The sequence below is a fragment of the Stenotrophomonas sp. VV52 genome (assembly GCF_002893095.1).
GTDB classification, from domain to species: domain Bacteria; phylum Pseudomonadota; class Gammaproteobacteria; order Xanthomonadales; family Xanthomonadaceae; genus Stenotrophomonas; species Stenotrophomonas aracearum.
This window is the reverse complement of the sequence record NZ_PKQQ01000001.1, coordinates 660,026-677,181: the sequence shown is the minus strand read 5'-3', so window position 1 is coordinate 677,181 and position 17,156 is coordinate 660,026. Positions and strand designations below refer to the sequence as shown.

Sequence of the window (17,156 nt, the reverse complement as noted above, 5' to 3'; positions counted from 1 at the left end):
AGACAGTTCCACTGGATGTGTCCCATGGCATCACCTCCCCTGCCCGCGCTGCTGGACGACGCACAGGGCATCGCACTGCAGGTCATCAGCCTGGCCGGCGAGCTGTGGAGCGGTGACGTGCGCGAAGTGAGCGTGCCGGGCAGCAATGGACGCTTCGGGGTGATGGCACGGCATGCCCCGCTGCTGGGCACGCTGCGCGAAGGCATGGTGTCGGTGTATCCGCTGAAGGCGGAGCCGCCGCTGCACGTATACGTCTCCGGTGGCTACGTGGAAGTACAGCCCGGCCGGGTGATCGTGATGGCCGACCTGGCGCTGCGCAGCGACGACATCGACCAGGCCCGCGCCCGCGTCGCGCAGGAGGCCGCACGCTCGCCGATGGCGCAGGCGTTCACCGACGAAGACTACGTGCGGCTGCATGCCGAACTGATGCACCAACGCGCCCTGCAGCTGCGCGGACTGCCCTGGAAGTAACCGCCGAAACTGCGGCAATCGGTCATCTCTGTCCGCTCGTCAACACTACATATGATGTTGACGATGAGACAGACCCACACTATGTTGTGTTCATCGGCTCCCCGCTTCCGCCAGGCCCGGTTTCTGTCTCACGACACTCCGAACGGCACAGGGAAGAAGGATTGACGATGCACGATGACCACACCGCAGCCACCTCGCTGCTGTCGGACGCGCCGGTTGCAGAGGCCGGCCACGCCCCGCTCTGGATCACCAAGGAAGCCGGGAACCGGCGCATGCCGTTCGACCCGGCGAGACTGGAGCGTGCGCTGCGCAGCGTGCATGCGGACTTCCCCACGCTGGACCTGGCCGACTACCTGCGTGCGGTGCTGGCGCTGATCCATCGGCGCCCCCAGCTCAGCGCCGACGACCTGGTCGACCTGCTGATCCGCGAGGCCGAGTCGCGCATCGACCTGGTCGCCCCGGACTGGGAACACTTCGCCGCGCGCCTCTACCTGCGTCGCCTGTACAAGCGCGCCAGCCGCAACCGCTTCTACGACGCCGCCCTGCGCTACGGCTCCTACGTGGGCCTGCAGGAGAGCCTGGCCGACCGCAACGTCTACTCGATCGACATCCTCAAGGCCTATTCCAAGGAGGAACTGGAGGAAGCCGGGCAGATGATCGAACCGGAACGCGACCATCTGTTCGCCTACAACGGCCTGTACCTGCTGGCGACACGCTACCTGGCCACCGACCACTCGCGCGGCGTGTTCGAACTGCCGCAGGAGCGCTGGCTGACCATCGCGCTGTACCTGATGCAGCACGAGCACCTGCAGGGCGACCGCTCGCGCAAGCGCCGCATGGGGCTGGTGCGCGAGGCGTACTGGGCGCTGTCGAACCTGTACATGACCGTGGCCACGCCGACCCTGGCCAATGCCGGCAAGGTCGGCGGGCAGCTCTCGTCGTGCTTCATCGACACCGTGGACGACAGCCTGCAGGGCATCTACGACTCCAACACCGACGTGGCGCGGGTGTCCAAGCATGGCGGTGGCGTGGGCGCCTACCTGGGTTACGTGCGCTCGGCCGGGGCGCCGATCCGTGGCGTGGCCAACTCCTCCGGTGGCGTGGTGCCGTGGATCAAGCAGCTCAACAACACCGCCGTGAGCGTGGACCAGCTGGGCCAGCGCAAGGGCGCGATCGCGGTGTACCTGGATGTGTGGCACCGCGACATCGAGGCCTTCCTGGACCTGCGCCTGAACAACGGCGACCAGCGCCTGCGTGCGCACGACGTGTTCACCTCGGTCTGCCTGCCCGATCTGTTCATGGAAGCGGTGGAGCGGCGTGGCGACTGGTACCTGTTCGACCCGCACGAGGTGCATCGGATCAAGGGCTGGTACCTGCAGGATTTCCATGACGAAAAGCGCGGCGAAGGCAGTTTCCGCGAGCGCTATGCCGAGGTGGTGGCCGACGAACGGATCAGCCGGCGCACGCTCAAGGCCATCGACCTGTTCAAGCGGATCATGGTCAGCCAGCTGGAAACCGGCAATCCCTTCATGTTCTACCGCGACGAGGTCAACCGGAAGAACCCGAACAAGCATGCCGGCACGGTGTATTCCAGCAACCTGTGCACCGAGATCCTGCAGAACATGAGCCCGACCCGCATGATCCAGGAGATGATCAGCGGCGACCAGATCGTCACCACCCGCCAGGCCGGCGACTTCGTGGTCTGCAACCTGTCGTCGATCAACCTGGGTCGCGCGGTCACTGCAGCGCCGGACCTGCTCTCCGCGGATGTCCTCGAGCGGCTGGTGCCGATCCAGGTGCGCATGCTCGACAACGTGATCGACCTCAACCAGCTGCCGGTGCCGCAGGCCACCATCACTAACCGCAAGTACCGCGCGATCGGCCTGGGCACGTTCGGCTGGCACCACCTGCTGGCCCAGCAGCACATCCAGTGGGACAGCGTGCAGGCCGAGGACTACGCCGACAGCCTGTACGAGCGGATCAACTTCCTGTCGATCCAGGCCAGCCTGCAGCTGGCGCAGGAAAAGGGACGGTACAGCGCCTTCGCCGGCAGCGACTGGCAGACCGGCGCGTACTTCCGCGCGCGCGGCTACGACAGCCCGGCCTGGCAGGCACTGGCGGCACAGGTGGCCACGCACGGGTTGCGCAATGGCTGGCTGCTGGCGGTGGCGCCGAACATGAGTACGGCACAGATCGCCGGTTCCAGCGCGTCGATCGATCCGGTGTACGGGGCGTTCTATTACGAGGAGAAGAAGGACTTCCGTCGCCCGGTGGCCGCGCCGGAGTTGTCGCTGGAAACCTACCCGTATTACGAAAAGGGCGCGTACCGGCTGGACCAGTTCGCCAGCATTCGGCAGAACGCACGACGGCAGCGCCATGTCGACCAGTCGATCAGCTTCAACCTGTACGTGCCGAGCACGATCCGTGCGAGCACGTTGCTGGCGCTGCATATGAGTGCCTGGAGGGAGGGGTTGAAGACAACGTATTACGTCAGGTCGAACGATATCGACATAGACGAGTGCGAGTGGTGTTCGTCCTGACCTTGGTTGCGCAGCCACGCAGGGCGTGGCTCTACCGTCCTTTTCCCGAACGATGGAACTTCCATGTCCACCCCGCTCGAACGCATCAAGATCCTTGAACCGCGCCACCCGAACCGCTCGACCGGCATCATCAATGGCCGCACCAGCGGCATCCTGAACTGGAACGACATTCCCTACCCATCCTTCTACCGGGCCTACAAGGAACTCTCGACCAACTTCTGGATTCCCGACGAAGTGGACATGAAGGGCGACGCCCGCCAGTACGGCGAGCTCAACGCGCGCGAGAAAAATGCCTACGACTCCATCATCGGCCTGCTGGCCACGCTCGACTCGCCGCAGACCCGTTTCATCTACAACGTGGCCGAGTACATCACCGACCCCGCCGCGCATGCCAACGCGGCGATCATCGGCCAGCAGGAAGTGATCCACAACGAAAGCTACAGCTACGTGCTGGCCTCCATCGCCGGGCTGGCCGACCAGAACCGGGTGTTCGAACTGGCCCGGACCCACCCGACCATCCTCGCCCGCAATGCGCCCATCATGCAGTCCTACGACGACTTCATGCGGGAGAAGACCGCCGAGACCCTGATCCGCTCACTGATCCAGTCTTCCATCCTAGAAGGCATCAATTTCTATTCGGGATTCGCCTTCTTCTACAACCTGGTGCGGCAGAACCGCATGACCGGCACCGGCAAGATCATCAGCTTCATCAACCGCGACGAGCTGGCCCACACCAAGTTCATCAGCGAGTTGATCCGCGCCATCATCGGCGAAAACCAGCAGCTGCAGGGCGATGCGCTCACCGCCTATGTGCACGAAGCGTTCGAGCATGCCATCCAGCTGGAGACGCGCTGGACCGGCGAGGTGCTGGATGGGATCGACGGCATCGACGTGGACGAGATGATCCGCTACGTGAAGTACCGCGCCAACAAGATGGCCGGCATGCTCGGCATCGAACAGCTGTACGGCGACGCCAACGCCAACGTGATGCCGTGGATCAAGGCCTACGCCGACAACTTCACCGAAACCAAGACCGACTTCTTCGAAATGCGCAATGCCAGCTACAAGAAGACCAACTCGGACAATGGCTTCGACGACCTGTGAGGTCCTGCCCATGGATGTGCTGGTCTGCTACGCATCGCTGAGCGGCAATACCCGTGAGGTGGCGCGCCAGGTCTCGGCGCACTGCAGCGCACGCGGTCACCGCGTGCAACTGATGGATGTCGATGACGCGCAGGCGGCGGCGACCGCCGCGCAACCGCACGACCGCCTGCTGCTCGGCTGCTGGACCGACAACGCCGGGCGAAACCCGGCCGAGATGAAGCGCTTCGTCGCCGCCCTGCACGACATCGCCGGCAGTCCCCCTGCGGAGACCGTGGCGGTGTTCGGCACCGGCGAAACCCAGTGGGGCCTGGAGTACTACTGCGGCGCCGCGCATCGGCTGGCCCGCCACTTCGGCTCGCCCCACCCCGTGCTGGAAATCGAGCAGATGCCGCATGGCCCGGCCGATACCCGCGCCATCCACCGCTGGACCGACCGCGTCCTGCAACCCCTTGGAGTCACTGCCTGATGTTGACCCTGCATGCCGACACCCCCGAGCAGTACCACGCCGCCGTCGCCGACCACCCGGCACTGCTGGTCGATTTCCACAAGGACAACTGCCCCGGCTGCCGGATGCTGGCGATGTCGCTGGCCGCCGTGGCCGATGCGCCGGAGGCGCACGAACTGGTGCTGCTCAAGGTGCGGCTGGAAGCCATTGGCGAAGTGTTCTTCCGCAGCCTGGGCCTGCGCCAGACACCCACCCTGAGCGTGGTCCGCGACGGCCAGGAAGTGCTGCGCCTGCCTGGCTTCCAGTCGCCCGACGCGATCCGCGCCGCCCTCGCGCGCTCGGCCTGAGCACGACCACCGTTACGCGGCTGGACGTGCGACCAGGAGGCCGCGTCGCTTGAACCACCACTCCAGCGGCAGCGTCACCAGCGGCGGCACCGCCGCCAGCAGGGCCAGTGCGGCCGCCCACCACGGCCAACGCAGCTTGACCGCGGCCAGCACGGTGACCACCACGTAGACCATGAAGGCCACGCCGTGCACCGGGCCGAACAGCGCGACGCCGGCGGTGGTCGGCTCGGCGGCGTGGTACTTCAGGTACATGCCGACCAGCAGGCCGGCCCAGGTAAAGGCCTCCAACAGGGCCACGACAGCGAATACGCGACCCATCGGGTGCATCGGTACGGAAGAGCGCAAGAGAATCCCGACAACAGCGGCAAGGCCGGCCATCATACCGGCTTGCCGCGAATGCGACGCTTTCGCACTCAGACGAACATGCCGCCCGATGCTTCCACGCGCTGTGCGTTGATCCAGCCGGTGGCCGGCGACAGCAGCGCGACCACCACCGGACCGATATCGTCCGGCTTGCCCGCGCGGCCCAATGCGGTGTTCCCGGCGACCATGGCGTTGATCGCCTCATCGTCGCGCACACGACCACCGCCGAAGTCGGTCTCGATCGCGCCCGGCGCCAGCGTGTTGGCACTGATCCCGCGCGCGCCCAGTTCCTTGGCCAGGTACCGGCTGAACACCTCGATGCCGCCCTTCATCATCGCGTAGGCCGAACTGCCCGGCAGTGCGAAACGGGCCAGGCCGCTGGAGACATTGAGGATGCGGCCGCCCTCGCCGAGCAGCGGCAGCAGCGCCTGGGTCAGGAAGTACGGGCCTTTCAGATGCACCGCTACCAAGTGGTCGAACTGGGCGGTGGTGGTGTCGGCAATCATTGCGTGCAGGCCTTCACCGGCGTTGTTGAGCAAGCCCTGCAGGGTGGTTTCGCCCCATGCCTGCAGCTGCGCACGAACCGCATCGGCGAACGCGGGGAACGCGGCACTGTCGGCCACGTCCAGCGGCAGCGCGGCGGCACGACGACCCAGCGCCTGGATCTGCGCAACGACCTCGTTGGCCGCGTCCGCCTGATTGCGATAGGTCAGCACGATGTCGGCACCGTCAGCGGCGAGCGCGAGGGCGGCGTTGCGGCCAAGGCCACGGCTGCCACCGGTGACCAGCACGATGCGGGAAGTCGAAGTACTCATTGGGGGCGCTCCTGGGTTGGGGTGCAGCCAGACTATTGGTGTTGCCAGCACGCATAAATCACGCGATCCTGATTTGACTGTCCAACTGAAACGAACAATCCATGGATCGCCTCGATCAGCTGCGCAGCTTCCTGCGGGTCGCCGAACTGGGCTCGTTCACTGCCGCGGCCGAACAGCTCGGCCTGCCCAAGGCCAGCGTGTCGCTGGCCGTGCAACGGCTGGAGGCCGAGCTCGGCGTACAGCTGCTGCACCGGACCACCCGTCGCGTGCGGCTCAGCGCGGACGGCGCACAGTTCCAGCAACGCGCGCGCGACCTGCTGGACGACATGGAGGACCTGCAGGGCATGTTCCGCCGCGACACCGGCCAGCTAAAGGGCCGGCTGCGGGTGGACATGTCCAGCGGGCTGGCCCGGCAGTGGGTGATTCCCCACCTTCCCGACTTCCTCGACCGACATCCGGGGCTGGAGATCGAGCTGAGCGGCACTGACCGCCGTGTCGACCTGGTCCGCGAGGGCTTCGACTGCGTGCTGCGGGTGGGGCCGCTGGACGACAACACGCTGGTCGCGCGCCCGATCGGGGCGATGCACATCGTCAACTGCGCCAGCCCCGGCTACCTCGCTGCGCACGGGGTGCCGCGCAGCGTGGAGGACCTGGCAACCCACGCGCTGGTGCATTACGTGGGCACGTTGGGCCAGCGCTCGCCGGGTTTCGAGTACCACGACGGCCAGGGGTACCGCAGCGTGCCGATGCGCGGCGCGGTCACGGTCAACAGCGGCGAGGCCTACAGCGCAGCGGCGCTGGCCGGGCTCGGCATCATCCAGGTGCCCCGCCTGGGCGCGCGCCAGGCGCTGGCTGCTGGGCAACTGGTGGAAGTGCTGCCGGACTGCGTGGCCGAGCCGATGCCGGTCACCCTGCTCTACGCCCAGCGCCGGCACCTGCCGCGCCGCGTGTCGGCGTTCATGGACTGGGTGGCCGAACTGCTCGGCCCCGAACTGGCGCGCCGGGATTGACCACCCTCCCCGGCGCCCGGGTAAGCTGTGCGCCACCCATGTAAACGTTTTCATTCCATGTCCGAACCGCTCGACGCGCTCGCCAGCGCCGCTCGCACCCCGCGCGCCGAACAACACGCCACCCGCGCCGCATTCTTCCTGCCCGGTTTCGCCACTGCCGCGTGGGCGCCGCTGGTGCCGTTCGCCAAGACCCGCACCGGCCTGGACGAAGGCACGCTGGGACTGGTGCTGCTGTGCCTGGGCGCAGGCTCGCTGCTGGCGATGCCGCTGGCCGGGATCCTGGCCGCCCGGCATGGCTGCCGCGCGGTGATGGTCGCCACGCTGCTGATGGTGGTGGCCAGCCTGCCGCTGCTGGCCATGGCCCCGTCCCCGTGGACACTCGGCCTGGCGCTGTTCGTGTTTGGCGCCGGCGTGGGCGCCTGCGACTGCACCATGAACATCCAGGCGGTGATGGTCGAGCGCGACAGCGGCAAGCCGATGATGTCCGGCTTCCACGCGTTTTATAGCATTGGCGGCGCGGTCGGTGCCGCCGCGATGACCGCGTTGCTGTCGCTGCAGCTGGCACCGCTATGGGTGTGCGTGCTCGGCTCGCTGGCGATGCTGGCCGTGCTGGCGCTGTCGGTGCGGTACTGGCGCCGCGACCGCGCACCCAGCGGCGCGCCGGTGTTCGCGATGCCGCATGGCGTGGTGCTGGCGATCGGCGTGCTGTGCTTCGTCGCGTTCCTGGCCGAAGGCGCGATGCTGGACTGGAGCGCGGTATTCCTGCACGAGGTGCAGCAGGTACCGCCGGACCGCGCCGGGCTGGGCTTCATGACCTTCGCCATCGCCATGACCGTGACCCGGCTGGTGGGCGACGGCGTAGTGGCGAAACTGGGGCGCCTGCGCGCAATCCTGCTCGGCAGCATCGTAGGCGCGCTGGGCTTCGGCGTGGCCACCTTCGCCGGCACGCTGCCATTGGCGCTGCTGGGCTATGCGCTGATCGGCCTCGGTTGCGCCAACATCGTGCCGGCGCTGTTCTCGATGGCCGGCAACCAGAAAACCATGCCGGAAAGCCTGGCCATTCCGGCGATCACCACGCTGGGCTATGCCGGCGTGCTGGCGGGGCCGGCGCTGATCGGCTTCGTGGCCCAGGCCAGCAGCCTGGTCTTTGCGTTCTGCCTGGTTGCAGTGGCGCTGCTGCTGGTCGGCATCAGCGCCCGCTGGGTCAAGGCCTGATCAACAAGGCGCGGTCAATGCGCCAGCGCGTAGTCGATGGCCGCGCACACCGCGGCCACCTGCGCGTCGTTGCACTGCTGCGGGGTCGCGCGCGGGCTGTCCGGGTAGACCTCGGTGGTGGTGGTGAAGCGCGCGCCGGTGATGCTGGCGCACAGGCCGAGCGTCTTCAGCGGGTACTGGATCACGCCGGGCGCGACCACGGCTGAGCCGATGATTTCGTTGCGCTCGTCGGCCGGGGCGATGTGGGTGACCTGCTCCACCGCCGCGTTGACCGCCTGCTGGAACGCCGGCTGCGGGTTTTCGGTGTCGTCGACCAGGTAGAAGCCATCGGGAATCAGGCCCGGCTCGAACGGCTTGCCGTCGCGTGCGGCCAGCGCCGGTCGGAACTCGGACTCGTCGCTGTCGGTGGTTTCGTGCAGGTCGATGTGCATGACCATGCCCACGCGCAGCGGCTCGAGCAGCGCCATCAGCGCGGCGGATTCCTGGGCCGGGCTGTCGGCCACGAACGAGCGGTTCGGGTCGATGGCATCGGCGTTCCAGCGCTGGATGCGCTCATAGCCCCACGGGCTCACGCACGGCACCACCAGCACGTTGGCGCGGCCGGCGTAGTCGGCTGCGCGGGTGTCGAGGAACTGCAGCGCGCCTTCCACGCCGCTGGTTTCGTACCCGTGGACGCCGCCGGTGACGAGGACGGACGGGAGTGACGGATTCCAGTCGCGGCTGCGTACGGCGAACAGCGGGTAGCTGTGCGGAGCGTAGTCGAGGGTGCCGTATTGGGTGACGTCGAACCGGTCGCGCAATGCGTCCAGTTTGGGGACGACGTCGTCGGTGTACGAGCGCACCGGCACCTGCCTTGCCCGCCATTCCGCCTTTTCGGCGGCGCCCCACGGTTGGTTGGGGGTGCCGATGGGGTAAAAGCGGGTGTCATTCATGGCGGTGCTCAGGTATGGATCGGGGAACCCGATTTTAGCCGGCCCTGCGACGAGCCGGGCAGAGCCCGGCTCTACGGCTTCAACAATACCTTGCCGTTGCGGCCTGGCTGCAGGCTCGCCGTGGCCGCCTCCGCAACCTGATCCAAGCCGTAGACCCCATCCACCGGCAGGCTCAATCCGCCCTTGGCGGCCAGGGTCAACAACTCACCTACCAGCCGCCGCTTGTCTTCCGGCGCCATCGCCTGGCTGACCTTGCTGCCCCAGAATCCCTTGATCGTGGCCTGCTTGAAGATCACATCGCCCGAACCGATCTGCATCGGTTCGCCGGTCATGGAGCCGAACGACACCAGCGTGCCGTTCTCGCTCAACAGCTTCATCAGCTCACCGCTGGCCGTACCGCCGACCGAGTCGACGGCCGCAGCCACAACGCCGTCCCCCACCGTCGTCTTGACCTGCTTCGTCCAGTCTTCGGATGCCGTGGAAATCGTGTTCTCGATCCCCAGCGCCTCCATCTCGGCAACACCCTCATCGCGCCTGACCAGGTTGAGGCAGTGCACGCCGCGCGCCTTGGCCAGCATCGCCAGCGCCTTGCCAACCGCACCATTGGCCGCGTTCTGCACGATCCACTGGGCCTGTTTCACCTGCAGGAACTCCAGAAGCATCAGCGCGCTCAACGGCATCGCGATCAGCTGCGCGGCGGTGTTGTCGTCAATGCTGTCCGGCATCGGGATCACCATCTTCGCCGGGGCGATGAAGTACTCGGCCCAGGTGCCATGCACCGAGGCGGCGCTGACCCGCTGGCCCACCTGCAGCCCGGTCACGCCCTCGCCCAGCGCATCGATCACGCCGGTGCCTTCGCTGCCGCCGATGGCCGGCAGCGTGGGCGTGTAGCCGTACTGGCCGCGCACCGTCCACAGGTCGTGGTTGTGGATCGGCGCCAGCACCGTGCGCACCCGCACTTCACCGGGGCCGGGCTGTGGAGTCGGCGCTTCGCCGCCGTGCAGGACCTCGGTCGGGTCACCAAACTGCTCATGCAGTGCAACGCGCATGTTCCTCTCCTTCTTCAACGACGATGGCGGTGCGCGGCGACCACGCCCGCGCGCGGCGTGCGCCAGGCACGCGTGCGCAGCAGCAGGGTCTGCAGCACCAGCAGCGCGGCAATGGCCAGGGCCAGCACCGCAATGGTGTCGGCGCCCGGCAGGCGCCAGTCGGACTGCTTCACATACACCCCGACCAACGCCCACAGCACCGCCGCCGGATAGGCAAAGTGCCCGCGCAGGCGGTAGTTCATCACCCAGGCCAGCACGGTGGCGATGGCCAGCAGCACCACGCTCCAGCCCAGCATGCTGCCGGTCGGCAGCCACTGGTAGGCCACGATCACCTGAGCGGTGTTGAGGAAGGCGGCCATGGTCAGCCAGCCGGCATGCAGCGCCAGCGGATACGCGGCGAACGCGCGTTGCCCCGCGCTCGCGGTCGGCGGCGCGGCACGCACGGCGGCCACCAGCAGGCACACCAGCGCGCACCAGATGATCGCCAGTGCCGGCAGGAACAGTTCGTTGGAGAACACCGGCATCCACGCGGCCGTCAGCGCGAAACCAACCGCCGCCCAACCACGCACGCCGGCGTTGTCATCGGGTCGGCGCTGGCGCAGCTGCCACAGCCCGAAGGCCACGTCCCACAGGAAGATCAGGCCCCAGATCGAAAACGCATACCCGGCCGCCACCAGCAGCGTGGGATAGCGGTCCGATATCGCGCCATTGGTCGGACCGAATTCCCCGGTCTGGGACAGCCACGCCACCAACGGCATGGCCAAAGCGGCCAACAACACGATCCAGCGCATGCATCTGCTCCTCTCAAAGAGCGCCGACCATACGCCGTATCCAGTTAAAACGGTGGCACGACCCGTCCGGCCCGCGGCCTTCAACCCAATGCGTGGTGCTCATGGTCGCCGTGCAGGGCCTCCAGCGCGCCGCTGCCGCCGACGAAGTGCCGCACGATCGGCGCGTGCTCGTTGCGGTGCAGCGCGCGCACCCGGTCCTGCAGCGTGCGGTCTTCGGCGGTCACCCGCTCATGCTGGCGCAGGTGCTCGATCCACGAGCTGGTCACGAAATACTCCATGTGCACGCCGGGCGTGGCTACATCTTCGGCCACGCCCCAGATCACCGCGCCGTCGCGGCGGCGGGTGCGGCCGAGCTCACCCAGCAGACGGTGGAACGCGGCGCGGTCGGCGTCGTCGATGTGGTATTCCACGGTGACCAGCACCGGGCCACGATCATGCGTGACCGGCACCGCCAGCTCGGGCGCGGGCCAATGCCCGGCCGGACGCAGGTCGAGCTCTTCGCTGCCGGCAATGCGCACCCGCCACACCAGCAGGCCCGCCACCACGGCGCCGATGGCAGCCACGGTCAGCGCGAACGGGATCGAGGTGCGCTGGGCGATGCTGCCCCAGCTCAGCCCACCGGCGGCCATGCCCAGCGAAAACACCATGATGTAGAGCGACAGCGCGCGCGCCCGCACCCAGGCCGGCACCGCAGTCTGCGCGGCGATCTGGAGCGAAGAGAGCACCGTGATCCACGCAAAGCCATTCACCAGCATCGCCACCGGGAGCAACGCCCAATGCCGCAGCCACGCCAGGCCGAGCAGGCTCAGCGCGCAGGCCAGCGTGGCCAGCAGCACCAGCAGGTCGCGGTCCATGCGCGCGCGCAGGCGCGGCAACAACAGGGCGCCGGTGACCGCGCCGATGCCGATGCAGCCCAGCAGCAGGCCGTAGGTGCCGGCCCCACCCTTCATTTCGCCGCGCACCACCAGCGGCAGCAACGCGGTGACCGCGCTGGCGAAGAAGAAGAACCCGGCCGACTTGATCAGCACCGCCTGCAGGCGCCCGGCCCGCAGCGCATAGCGCAGACCGGCACGCAGACCGGCACCGAAGCCTTCCGGCGGCAGGCTGGAGGCCTGCACGTCCTGCTTCCAGGTGAACAGCACCCACAGCATGGCGGCAAAGCTCAGCGCGTTCAGGCCGAACGCCCAGCCCGCACCCAATTGCGCCACGATCAGGCCGCCGATGGCCGGGCCCAACGAACGGGCGATGTTGATGCCGATGGAGTTCAGCGCCACCGCCGAGGCCAGCATCGGCCGTGGCACCAGTTCGGAGACGATGGCGGCCTGGGCCGGCATCGCCATCGCCGCGCCGCAGCCCATCGCGAAGGTGAGGGCCACCAGCAGCGGCGGGGTCAGCATCTGCAACGCGGTGAGCGTCGCCAGCGAAGCCGCCACCAGCAGCATCCAGCCCTGGGTGAACAGCAGGTAGCGGCGGCGGTCGACGATGTCGGCCAGGGTGCCTGCCACCAGTGCCAGCAGTACCACCGGCACGGTCGTGGCCGACTGCACCAGCGCCACCATCAGCGGCGAGCCGGTGCGCTCGGCCATCACCCAGGCGGCAGCGACATCGTTGACCCAGGTGCCGACATTGCTGCCCAGGATCGCCAGCCACATCGCCCGGAACAGCTTGATCTTCAGCGGCGACCACGCGCCCGGCGCCGCATTTTCGTGTGTGTCTACCATTGCCATGCTCCCACTACCGATGCAAAGAAGGTGTCGCGGCCACCGGCCGTACGCAGGCCAGGACCGGCGTCGAACCACGCCAGCTGACCCTTCCAGGTCCACTGCGGCGTCGCCTCCCAGCTGGTTTCCCACTTGTATTGCTGGCCGATCCGGCGCGGCGTGCCGGCCGTGCCGGGGACCGCCGCCAGCGGCGCCGGGGTGGTGTAGACCGCGTCGCTGCGCTGGTGCTTCCATGCCAGCTGCCAGCCGAACCCGGTGCTGAGGCCGGGACGCGGCGTCAGTGTCAGCGTGGGCTGCACATCCATCAGGTTGGCCGGTGCCAGCAGGCTGGCCTCACTGAAGTACGCCGACTTCGGGTACATCGCGTTGAAGGTACCCAGCCGCCCGTCCTGGGGGTTGCGGTCGCCGCTGGCGATGTCCAGCTTGATGCCCAGCCGCGGTTGCCAGCGGTGCGTTGGCCAGCGCAGCCCACTGTCGGTGGCCAGGGTCCAGGCACGGATGTCGAGGTTGCCCTGGCTGCGCGACAGCGTGCCCTGCTGCGCGACCAGTTCGATGTTGGCGTCCCAGCGCGGCTGCAGCGCAAACCAGCGCGCGCCCAGCGAACGCCGCCGCTCGTTGCCCACGGCGCTGGCAAAGCGTGCGCCGTCGCGGCCGTAGTCGAGCAGGTACAGATCGGTGCCGTTGCCCGCTCTGCCGCGCTGCCAGGTGGCATAGCCCCCGGCCAGGTGCTGGCCGCGGTCGCTGCGGTCGTCGAACGCACCGCTACGGTTGTCGACCGGGCGCAGCGCCATCAGGTCGAGCTTGAAGCCACCCTGCTGCCAGCGCCCGCGCACGCCGTCGAAGGCCAGCCGGATGTTGGGGCCATCGCGCACCGACAGCAGCCGTGAACTGCCGTACGCCGCTTCCTGGCGACCCAACTGCCAACTGAGGTGTTCACCGTGCCAGCGCACATAGCCCTGCTGAAGATCGAGCGCGCCACGATCCGTACCGCCGGGCCCGCCGTTACGGCCCTGCTCGGCATGCACGCCAAGCTGCGCGAAGCCTTCCCACCCGTTGCGCTGCACCGCAGCCGAGGCCAGCGCCCGCAGCAGCCCATAACCGTCCTCGCGCCCACCGATGCCGAACCGGGTCGGGTCGTAATACATCCCGCGCAGGCGCAGCGAGGCATCCAGCTGAATCTCACCGCCACCGTCCAGAACAATGCAACGTCCGCTTGCATCACTGGCGCACGCACTCGCCAACGACGGCACCGCCGTCGCCAGCGCCAGGGTCAGAACGCGAAGCACGAACATCCCAGTGCGCCCCAGAACGCGTTCGGCGCGTCGGTCGGCACCGGGTGCGCCGCCGCGTGCCCGTGCGCGTGGGTGCGGCACCCGCCTGCGCCATGAACATGAGAATGCGCCGCCAAGCCGGTGGCCGCACCGCCCACGTGATAGCCGCCGAAGCGGTTCACCGGCGACCAGTCCGGCATGGCCGGCGGCAGCGTCGGTGCGAGCGGGCCGAATTCGCCGTCGCCATGTACCACGCGCCCGCCGACCACGGTCAGCACACTGGTGATATCGGCAATCGCAGCATCGTCCACCGCGAAGAAGTCCGAGGACAGCACGCAGAAGTCGGCCAGCTGGCCCACCGCCAGCGTGCCCTTGCGGCCGTCGTCGCCGGAGAACCACGCACTGCCCTGCGTCCACAGGCGCAGCGCCTCTTCGCGTTCGAGCAGGTTCTCTTCGCCGTACAGCGCCAGCCCGCCCACGGTGCGTCCGGTCACCAGCCACGACAGCGCCACCCATGGGTTGTAGCTGGCCACGCGGGTGGCGTCAGTCCCGGCACCGACCGGCAGCCCGGCCTGCAGCATGCGCCGCACCGGCGGGGTGTGCCGTGCCGCCTCGGCGCCGTAGCGCTGCACGAACGCTTCGCCCTGGTAGGCCATGCGGTGCTGGATCGCCAGCCCGCCGCCGAGCGCGCGGATGCGGTCGATGTTGCGCGGGGTGATGGTTTCGGCGTGGTCGATGAACCAGTGCAGGCCGTCGAACGGGATCTCGCGGTTGACCTGCTCGTACACATCCAGGATGCGCTCGATGCTTTCGTCATAGGTCGCGTGGATGCGGAACGGCCAGCGCTTCTCCACCAGCAGTTTCACCACCTCGGCCAGCTCCGGCTCCATGCCCGGCGGCAGCTCGGGTCGCGGCTCGTTGAACAGCTCGAAGTCGGCAGCGGAGAACACCAGCATCTCACCTGCGCCGTTGTGGCGCAGCAGGTCATCGCCCTGGCGCGGCGCGAGCATCTCGCTCCACTGCTGGAAGTCCTGGACCTCCTTGCCCTTGTTCTGGGTGAACAGGTTGTAGGCAATGCGCACGGTGAGGTCGCCGTCGCGGTGCAGCTGCTCGATGACCTGGTAGTCCTCCGGGTAGTTCTGGAAGCCACCGCCGGCGTCGATCACCGAGGTGATGCCGAGCCGGTTGAGCTCGCGCATGAAGTGCCGGGTGGAGTTGGCCTGGTATTCGATTGGCAGGCGCGGGCCCTTGGCCAAGGTGGCGTACAGGATCAGCGCGTTCGGCTTGGCCAGCAGCAGCCCGGTGGGGTTGCCCAGGCTGTCGCGCGCGATCTGCCCGCCCGGCGGGTCCGGCGTGTTCCTGTCGTAGCCACAGGCCCGCAGCGCGGCACGGTTGAGCAGCGCGCGGTCGTACAGGTGCAGCAGGAACACCGGCGTGTCCGGGGCGATGGCGTTGAGTTCGGCCAGGGTCGGCAGGCGCTTTTCCACGAACTGCTCCGCGGTGAAGCCGCCGACCACGCGCACCCATTGCGGCGCCGGGGTGTTGTCGACCTGCGCCTTGAGCATGGCCATCGCGTCGGACAGCGAGCGCAGTCCGTCCCAGCGCAGTTCCAGGTTGTAGTTCAGCCCGCCACGAATGAGGTGGGTGTGGCTGTCGTTGAGGCCGGGCACCAGGCGGCGCCCGCCGGCGTCGATCACGGTGACGTCGACAAGACCTGCGCGCACCTGCGCTTCGGCGCCAATGGCAGCAATGCGCCCGTCCACCACCGCCAGCGCATCGGCCTGCGGCACGCGGGGGTCGAGCGTGGTGATGCGGGCGTTGCGGATCAGCAGCGTGGTCATGGGTTTCTCCGAAGAAGTAGCGAAGGCGCGGCCGGCCAGGCCCAGCGCCATGGCGGCACCGGCACCCAGCAGCAGGTCGCGGCGGCCAGGCAGGGTGGGATCAGAGGTCATGTGGGGCGCTCCGCTCACAGGGACTGCAGCGCGAGTGCGCCGGGTCCGGCCAGTGCGATGGCAAGGAGGGCCATCGTCCAGAACAGGGGGTATTCGATGCCGCCGTGCATCCAGAACCAGCCCTTGGGCAGGGCCAGCACGGCGGTGGTGGCCAGGAACAGCGCCGCGATGCTGGCGGCTGCGCAGGTCTGCCAGCCCAGCAGCACCGCCAGCCCGCACAGCACCTGCACCACGGCCAGCAGCAGCGGTGCGGGTGCGGGTGCAGGCAGGCCGAATCCGCGCAGCTCCTCGGCGAACCCGCCCAGGCCGGGGCCGCCGAACCAGCCGAACAATTTGCCCAGCGCGTGCGGCAGCAGGAAACCACCCGCCGCCAGCCGCAGCACCAGCAGCCCCAGGTCCAGGCCGGTGGTGCTGCCGGCCATGTTCAGTGGCCGCCTTCCTGCGCGCCGAACATCGCCTTGGCGTACTGGATGCCCAGCCCGTAACCGCCGGCATGTTCGCGGGCGATGCCGGTGGTCAGGTCGTAGGTTTCGCCGCGGCCCCAGTCGCGCTGCAGTTCCAGCACGTACTGCAGGGCGGTGATCGGCACCGCGCCGGCCTGGACCATGCGGGTCACCGCACGCTCGTGTGCCTCGTCGCTGACATCGCCGCAGGCGTCGGTGATCACGTAGACCTCGAAGCCCTGCTCGATCGCCGACAACGCCGGGCCTACGATGCACACGCTGGTCCACAGGCCTGCCAGCACCACGCGCTTCTGGCCGATGCGGTTGATCTCATCCACCACCGGCTGGTCTTCCCAGCTGTTCATGGTGGTGCGGTCCAGCACCTTCTGGCCCGGGAAGATCGCGGGCAGTTCCGGGAACATGGGGCCGGAGAACGACTTTTCGGCCACCGTGGTCAGCACCACCGGCACCTTGAAGCCGGCCGCGCCCTTGGCCAGCATCGCCACGTTGTTGCGCAGCGCGGCGATGTCGATGTTGCGCGTGGCGAACGCCATCTGCGACTGGAAGTCGATCAGTACGAGGGCGTGGTTGGTCGGCGACAGCAGCGAGCTGCCCGGTACGGCGGTGGCGGTGGTCATCGGAAGTCCTTGCGGGATGGGTAACGAAATGGTGACGGCGACGGCGCCA

General features: G+C 68.1%; 17 protein-coding genes. 7 read left to right on the top strand and 10 right to left on the bottom strand.

Annotated features, from left to right (window positions below; all coding sequences use genetic code 11):
• Positions 1 to 24: 24 nt before the first annotated feature.
• From atpC to C2U58_RS05500, 5 genes are all read left to right on the top strand, one after another.
• Positions 25 to 471: an ATP synthase F1 subunit epsilon gene (atpC, locus tag C2U58_RS05520; protein ID WP_172448077.1), complete on the top strand. Its 447-nt coding sequence runs from the start codon at positions 25 to 27 to the stop codon at positions 469 to 471.
• A 167-nt stretch (positions 472 to 638) separates the two neighbouring features.
• Positions 639 to 3,011 (top strand): ribonucleoside-diphosphate reductase subunit alpha, encoded by a 2,373-nt coding sequence (locus tag C2U58_RS05515; RefSeq protein WP_102944888.1) that lies wholly within the window; start codon positions 639 to 641, stop codon positions 3,009 to 3,011.
• 63 nt (positions 3,012 to 3,074) lie between these two features.
• Positions 3,075 to 4,115, top strand: a complete 1,041-nt coding sequence (locus tag C2U58_RS05510; protein ID WP_102944887.1) for a ribonucleotide-diphosphate reductase subunit beta — start codon at positions 3,075 to 3,077, stop codon at positions 4,113 to 4,115.
• A gap of 10 nt (positions 4,116 to 4,125) precedes the next feature.
• A complete protein-coding gene (locus tag C2U58_RS05505) occupies positions 4,126 to 4,581 on the top strand; it encodes a flavodoxin (protein WP_102944886.1) in 456 nt (151 codons plus the stop codon).
• Positions 4,581 to 4,907, top strand: coding sequence for a thioredoxin family protein (locus tag C2U58_RS05500; RefSeq protein WP_102944885.1), 327 nt, complete (start codon positions 4,581 to 4,583; stop codon positions 4,905 to 4,907). The genes C2U58_RS05505 and C2U58_RS05500 overlap by 1 nt, the downstream gene beginning before the upstream one ends.
• A gap of 12 nt (positions 4,908 to 4,919) precedes the next feature.
• On the opposite strand, the gene C2U58_RS05495 is transcribed toward C2U58_RS05500, so the two are convergent.
• The gene (locus C2U58_RS05495; RefSeq protein WP_102944884.1) at positions 4,920 to 5,234 is read right to left on the bottom strand and encodes a DUF3817 domain-containing protein; all 315 of its coding nucleotides are present in this window, start codon (positions 5,232 to 5,234) and stop codon (positions 4,920 to 4,922) included.
• An 86-nt stretch (positions 5,235 to 5,320) separates the two neighbouring features.
• Positions 5,321 to 6,085 carry an SDR family oxidoreductase gene (locus C2U58_RS05490; protein ID WP_102944883.1) on the bottom strand — a complete coding sequence of 255 codons (765 nt, stop codon included), beginning with the start codon at positions 6,083 to 6,085 and terminating at the stop codon, positions 5,321 to 5,323.
• 101 nt (positions 6,086 to 6,186) lie between these two features.
• On the opposite strand from C2U58_RS05490, the gene C2U58_RS05485 reads away from it, so the two are divergent.
• Together C2U58_RS05485 and C2U58_RS05480 are read left to right on the top strand one after the other, a co-directional pair.
• Positions 6,187 to 7,095 carry a LysR family transcriptional regulator gene (locus C2U58_RS05485; protein ID WP_102944882.1) on the top strand — a complete coding sequence of 303 codons (909 nt, stop codon included), beginning with the start codon at positions 6,187 to 6,189 and terminating at the stop codon, positions 7,093 to 7,095.
• A 57-nt stretch (positions 7,096 to 7,152) separates the two neighbouring features.
• Positions 7,153 to 8,310, top strand: a complete 1,158-nt coding sequence (locus C2U58_RS05480; RefSeq protein WP_102944881.1) for an MFS transporter — start codon at positions 7,153 to 7,155, stop codon at positions 8,308 to 8,310.
• Positions 8,311 to 8,324: 14 nt separating this feature from the next.
• Here C2U58_RS05480 and C2U58_RS05475 read toward each other — a convergent pair whose 3' ends face one another.
• From C2U58_RS05475 to C2U58_RS05440, 8 genes are all read right to left on the bottom strand, one after another.
• Positions 8,325 to 9,242, bottom strand: coding sequence for a M14 family metallocarboxypeptidase (locus C2U58_RS05475; protein ID WP_102944880.1), 918 nt, complete (start codon positions 9,240 to 9,242; stop codon positions 8,325 to 8,327).
• 71 nt (positions 9,243 to 9,313) lie between these two features.
• Positions 9,314 to 10,291 carry a zinc-binding dehydrogenase gene (locus tag C2U58_RS05470; protein ID WP_102944879.1) on the bottom strand — a complete coding sequence of 326 codons (978 nt, stop codon included), beginning with the start codon at positions 10,289 to 10,291 and terminating at the stop codon, positions 9,314 to 9,316.
• 14 nt (positions 10,292 to 10,305) lie between these two features.
• On the bottom strand, positions 10,306 to 11,082 hold the full coding sequence (locus C2U58_RS05465) for a hypothetical protein (protein WP_102944878.1): 777 nt from the start codon (positions 11,080 to 11,082) through the stop codon (positions 10,306 to 10,308).
• Between the two features lie 80 nt (positions 11,083 to 11,162).
• Entirely contained in the window at positions 11,163 to 12,803 is a 1,641-nt protein-coding gene (locus C2U58_RS05460) for an MFS transporter (protein ID WP_102944877.1), read from the bottom strand.
• Positions 12,797 to 14,095, bottom strand: a complete 1,299-nt coding sequence (locus C2U58_RS05455) for an alginate export family protein (RefSeq protein WP_102944876.1) — start codon at positions 14,093 to 14,095, stop codon at positions 12,797 to 12,799. The genes C2U58_RS05460 and C2U58_RS05455 overlap by 7 nt, the downstream gene beginning before the upstream one ends.
• Positions 14,074 to 15,915, bottom strand: coding sequence for an amidohydrolase (locus C2U58_RS05450; RefSeq protein WP_172448088.1), 1,842 nt, complete (start codon positions 15,913 to 15,915; stop codon positions 14,074 to 14,076). The genes C2U58_RS05455 and C2U58_RS05450 overlap by 22 nt, the downstream gene beginning before the upstream one ends.
• Before the next feature lie 125 nt (positions 15,916 to 16,040).
• Entirely contained in the window at positions 16,041 to 16,448 is a 408-nt protein-coding gene (locus C2U58_RS05445; RefSeq protein ID WP_102944874.1) for a DoxX family membrane protein, read from the bottom strand.
• Positions 16,449 to 16,450: 2 nt separating this feature from the next.
• A complete protein-coding gene (locus C2U58_RS05440; RefSeq protein ID WP_102944873.1) occupies positions 16,451 to 17,107 on the bottom strand; it encodes a hydrolase in 657 nt (218 codons plus the stop codon).
• Between the last annotated feature and the right edge of the window lie 49 nt (positions 17,108 to 17,156).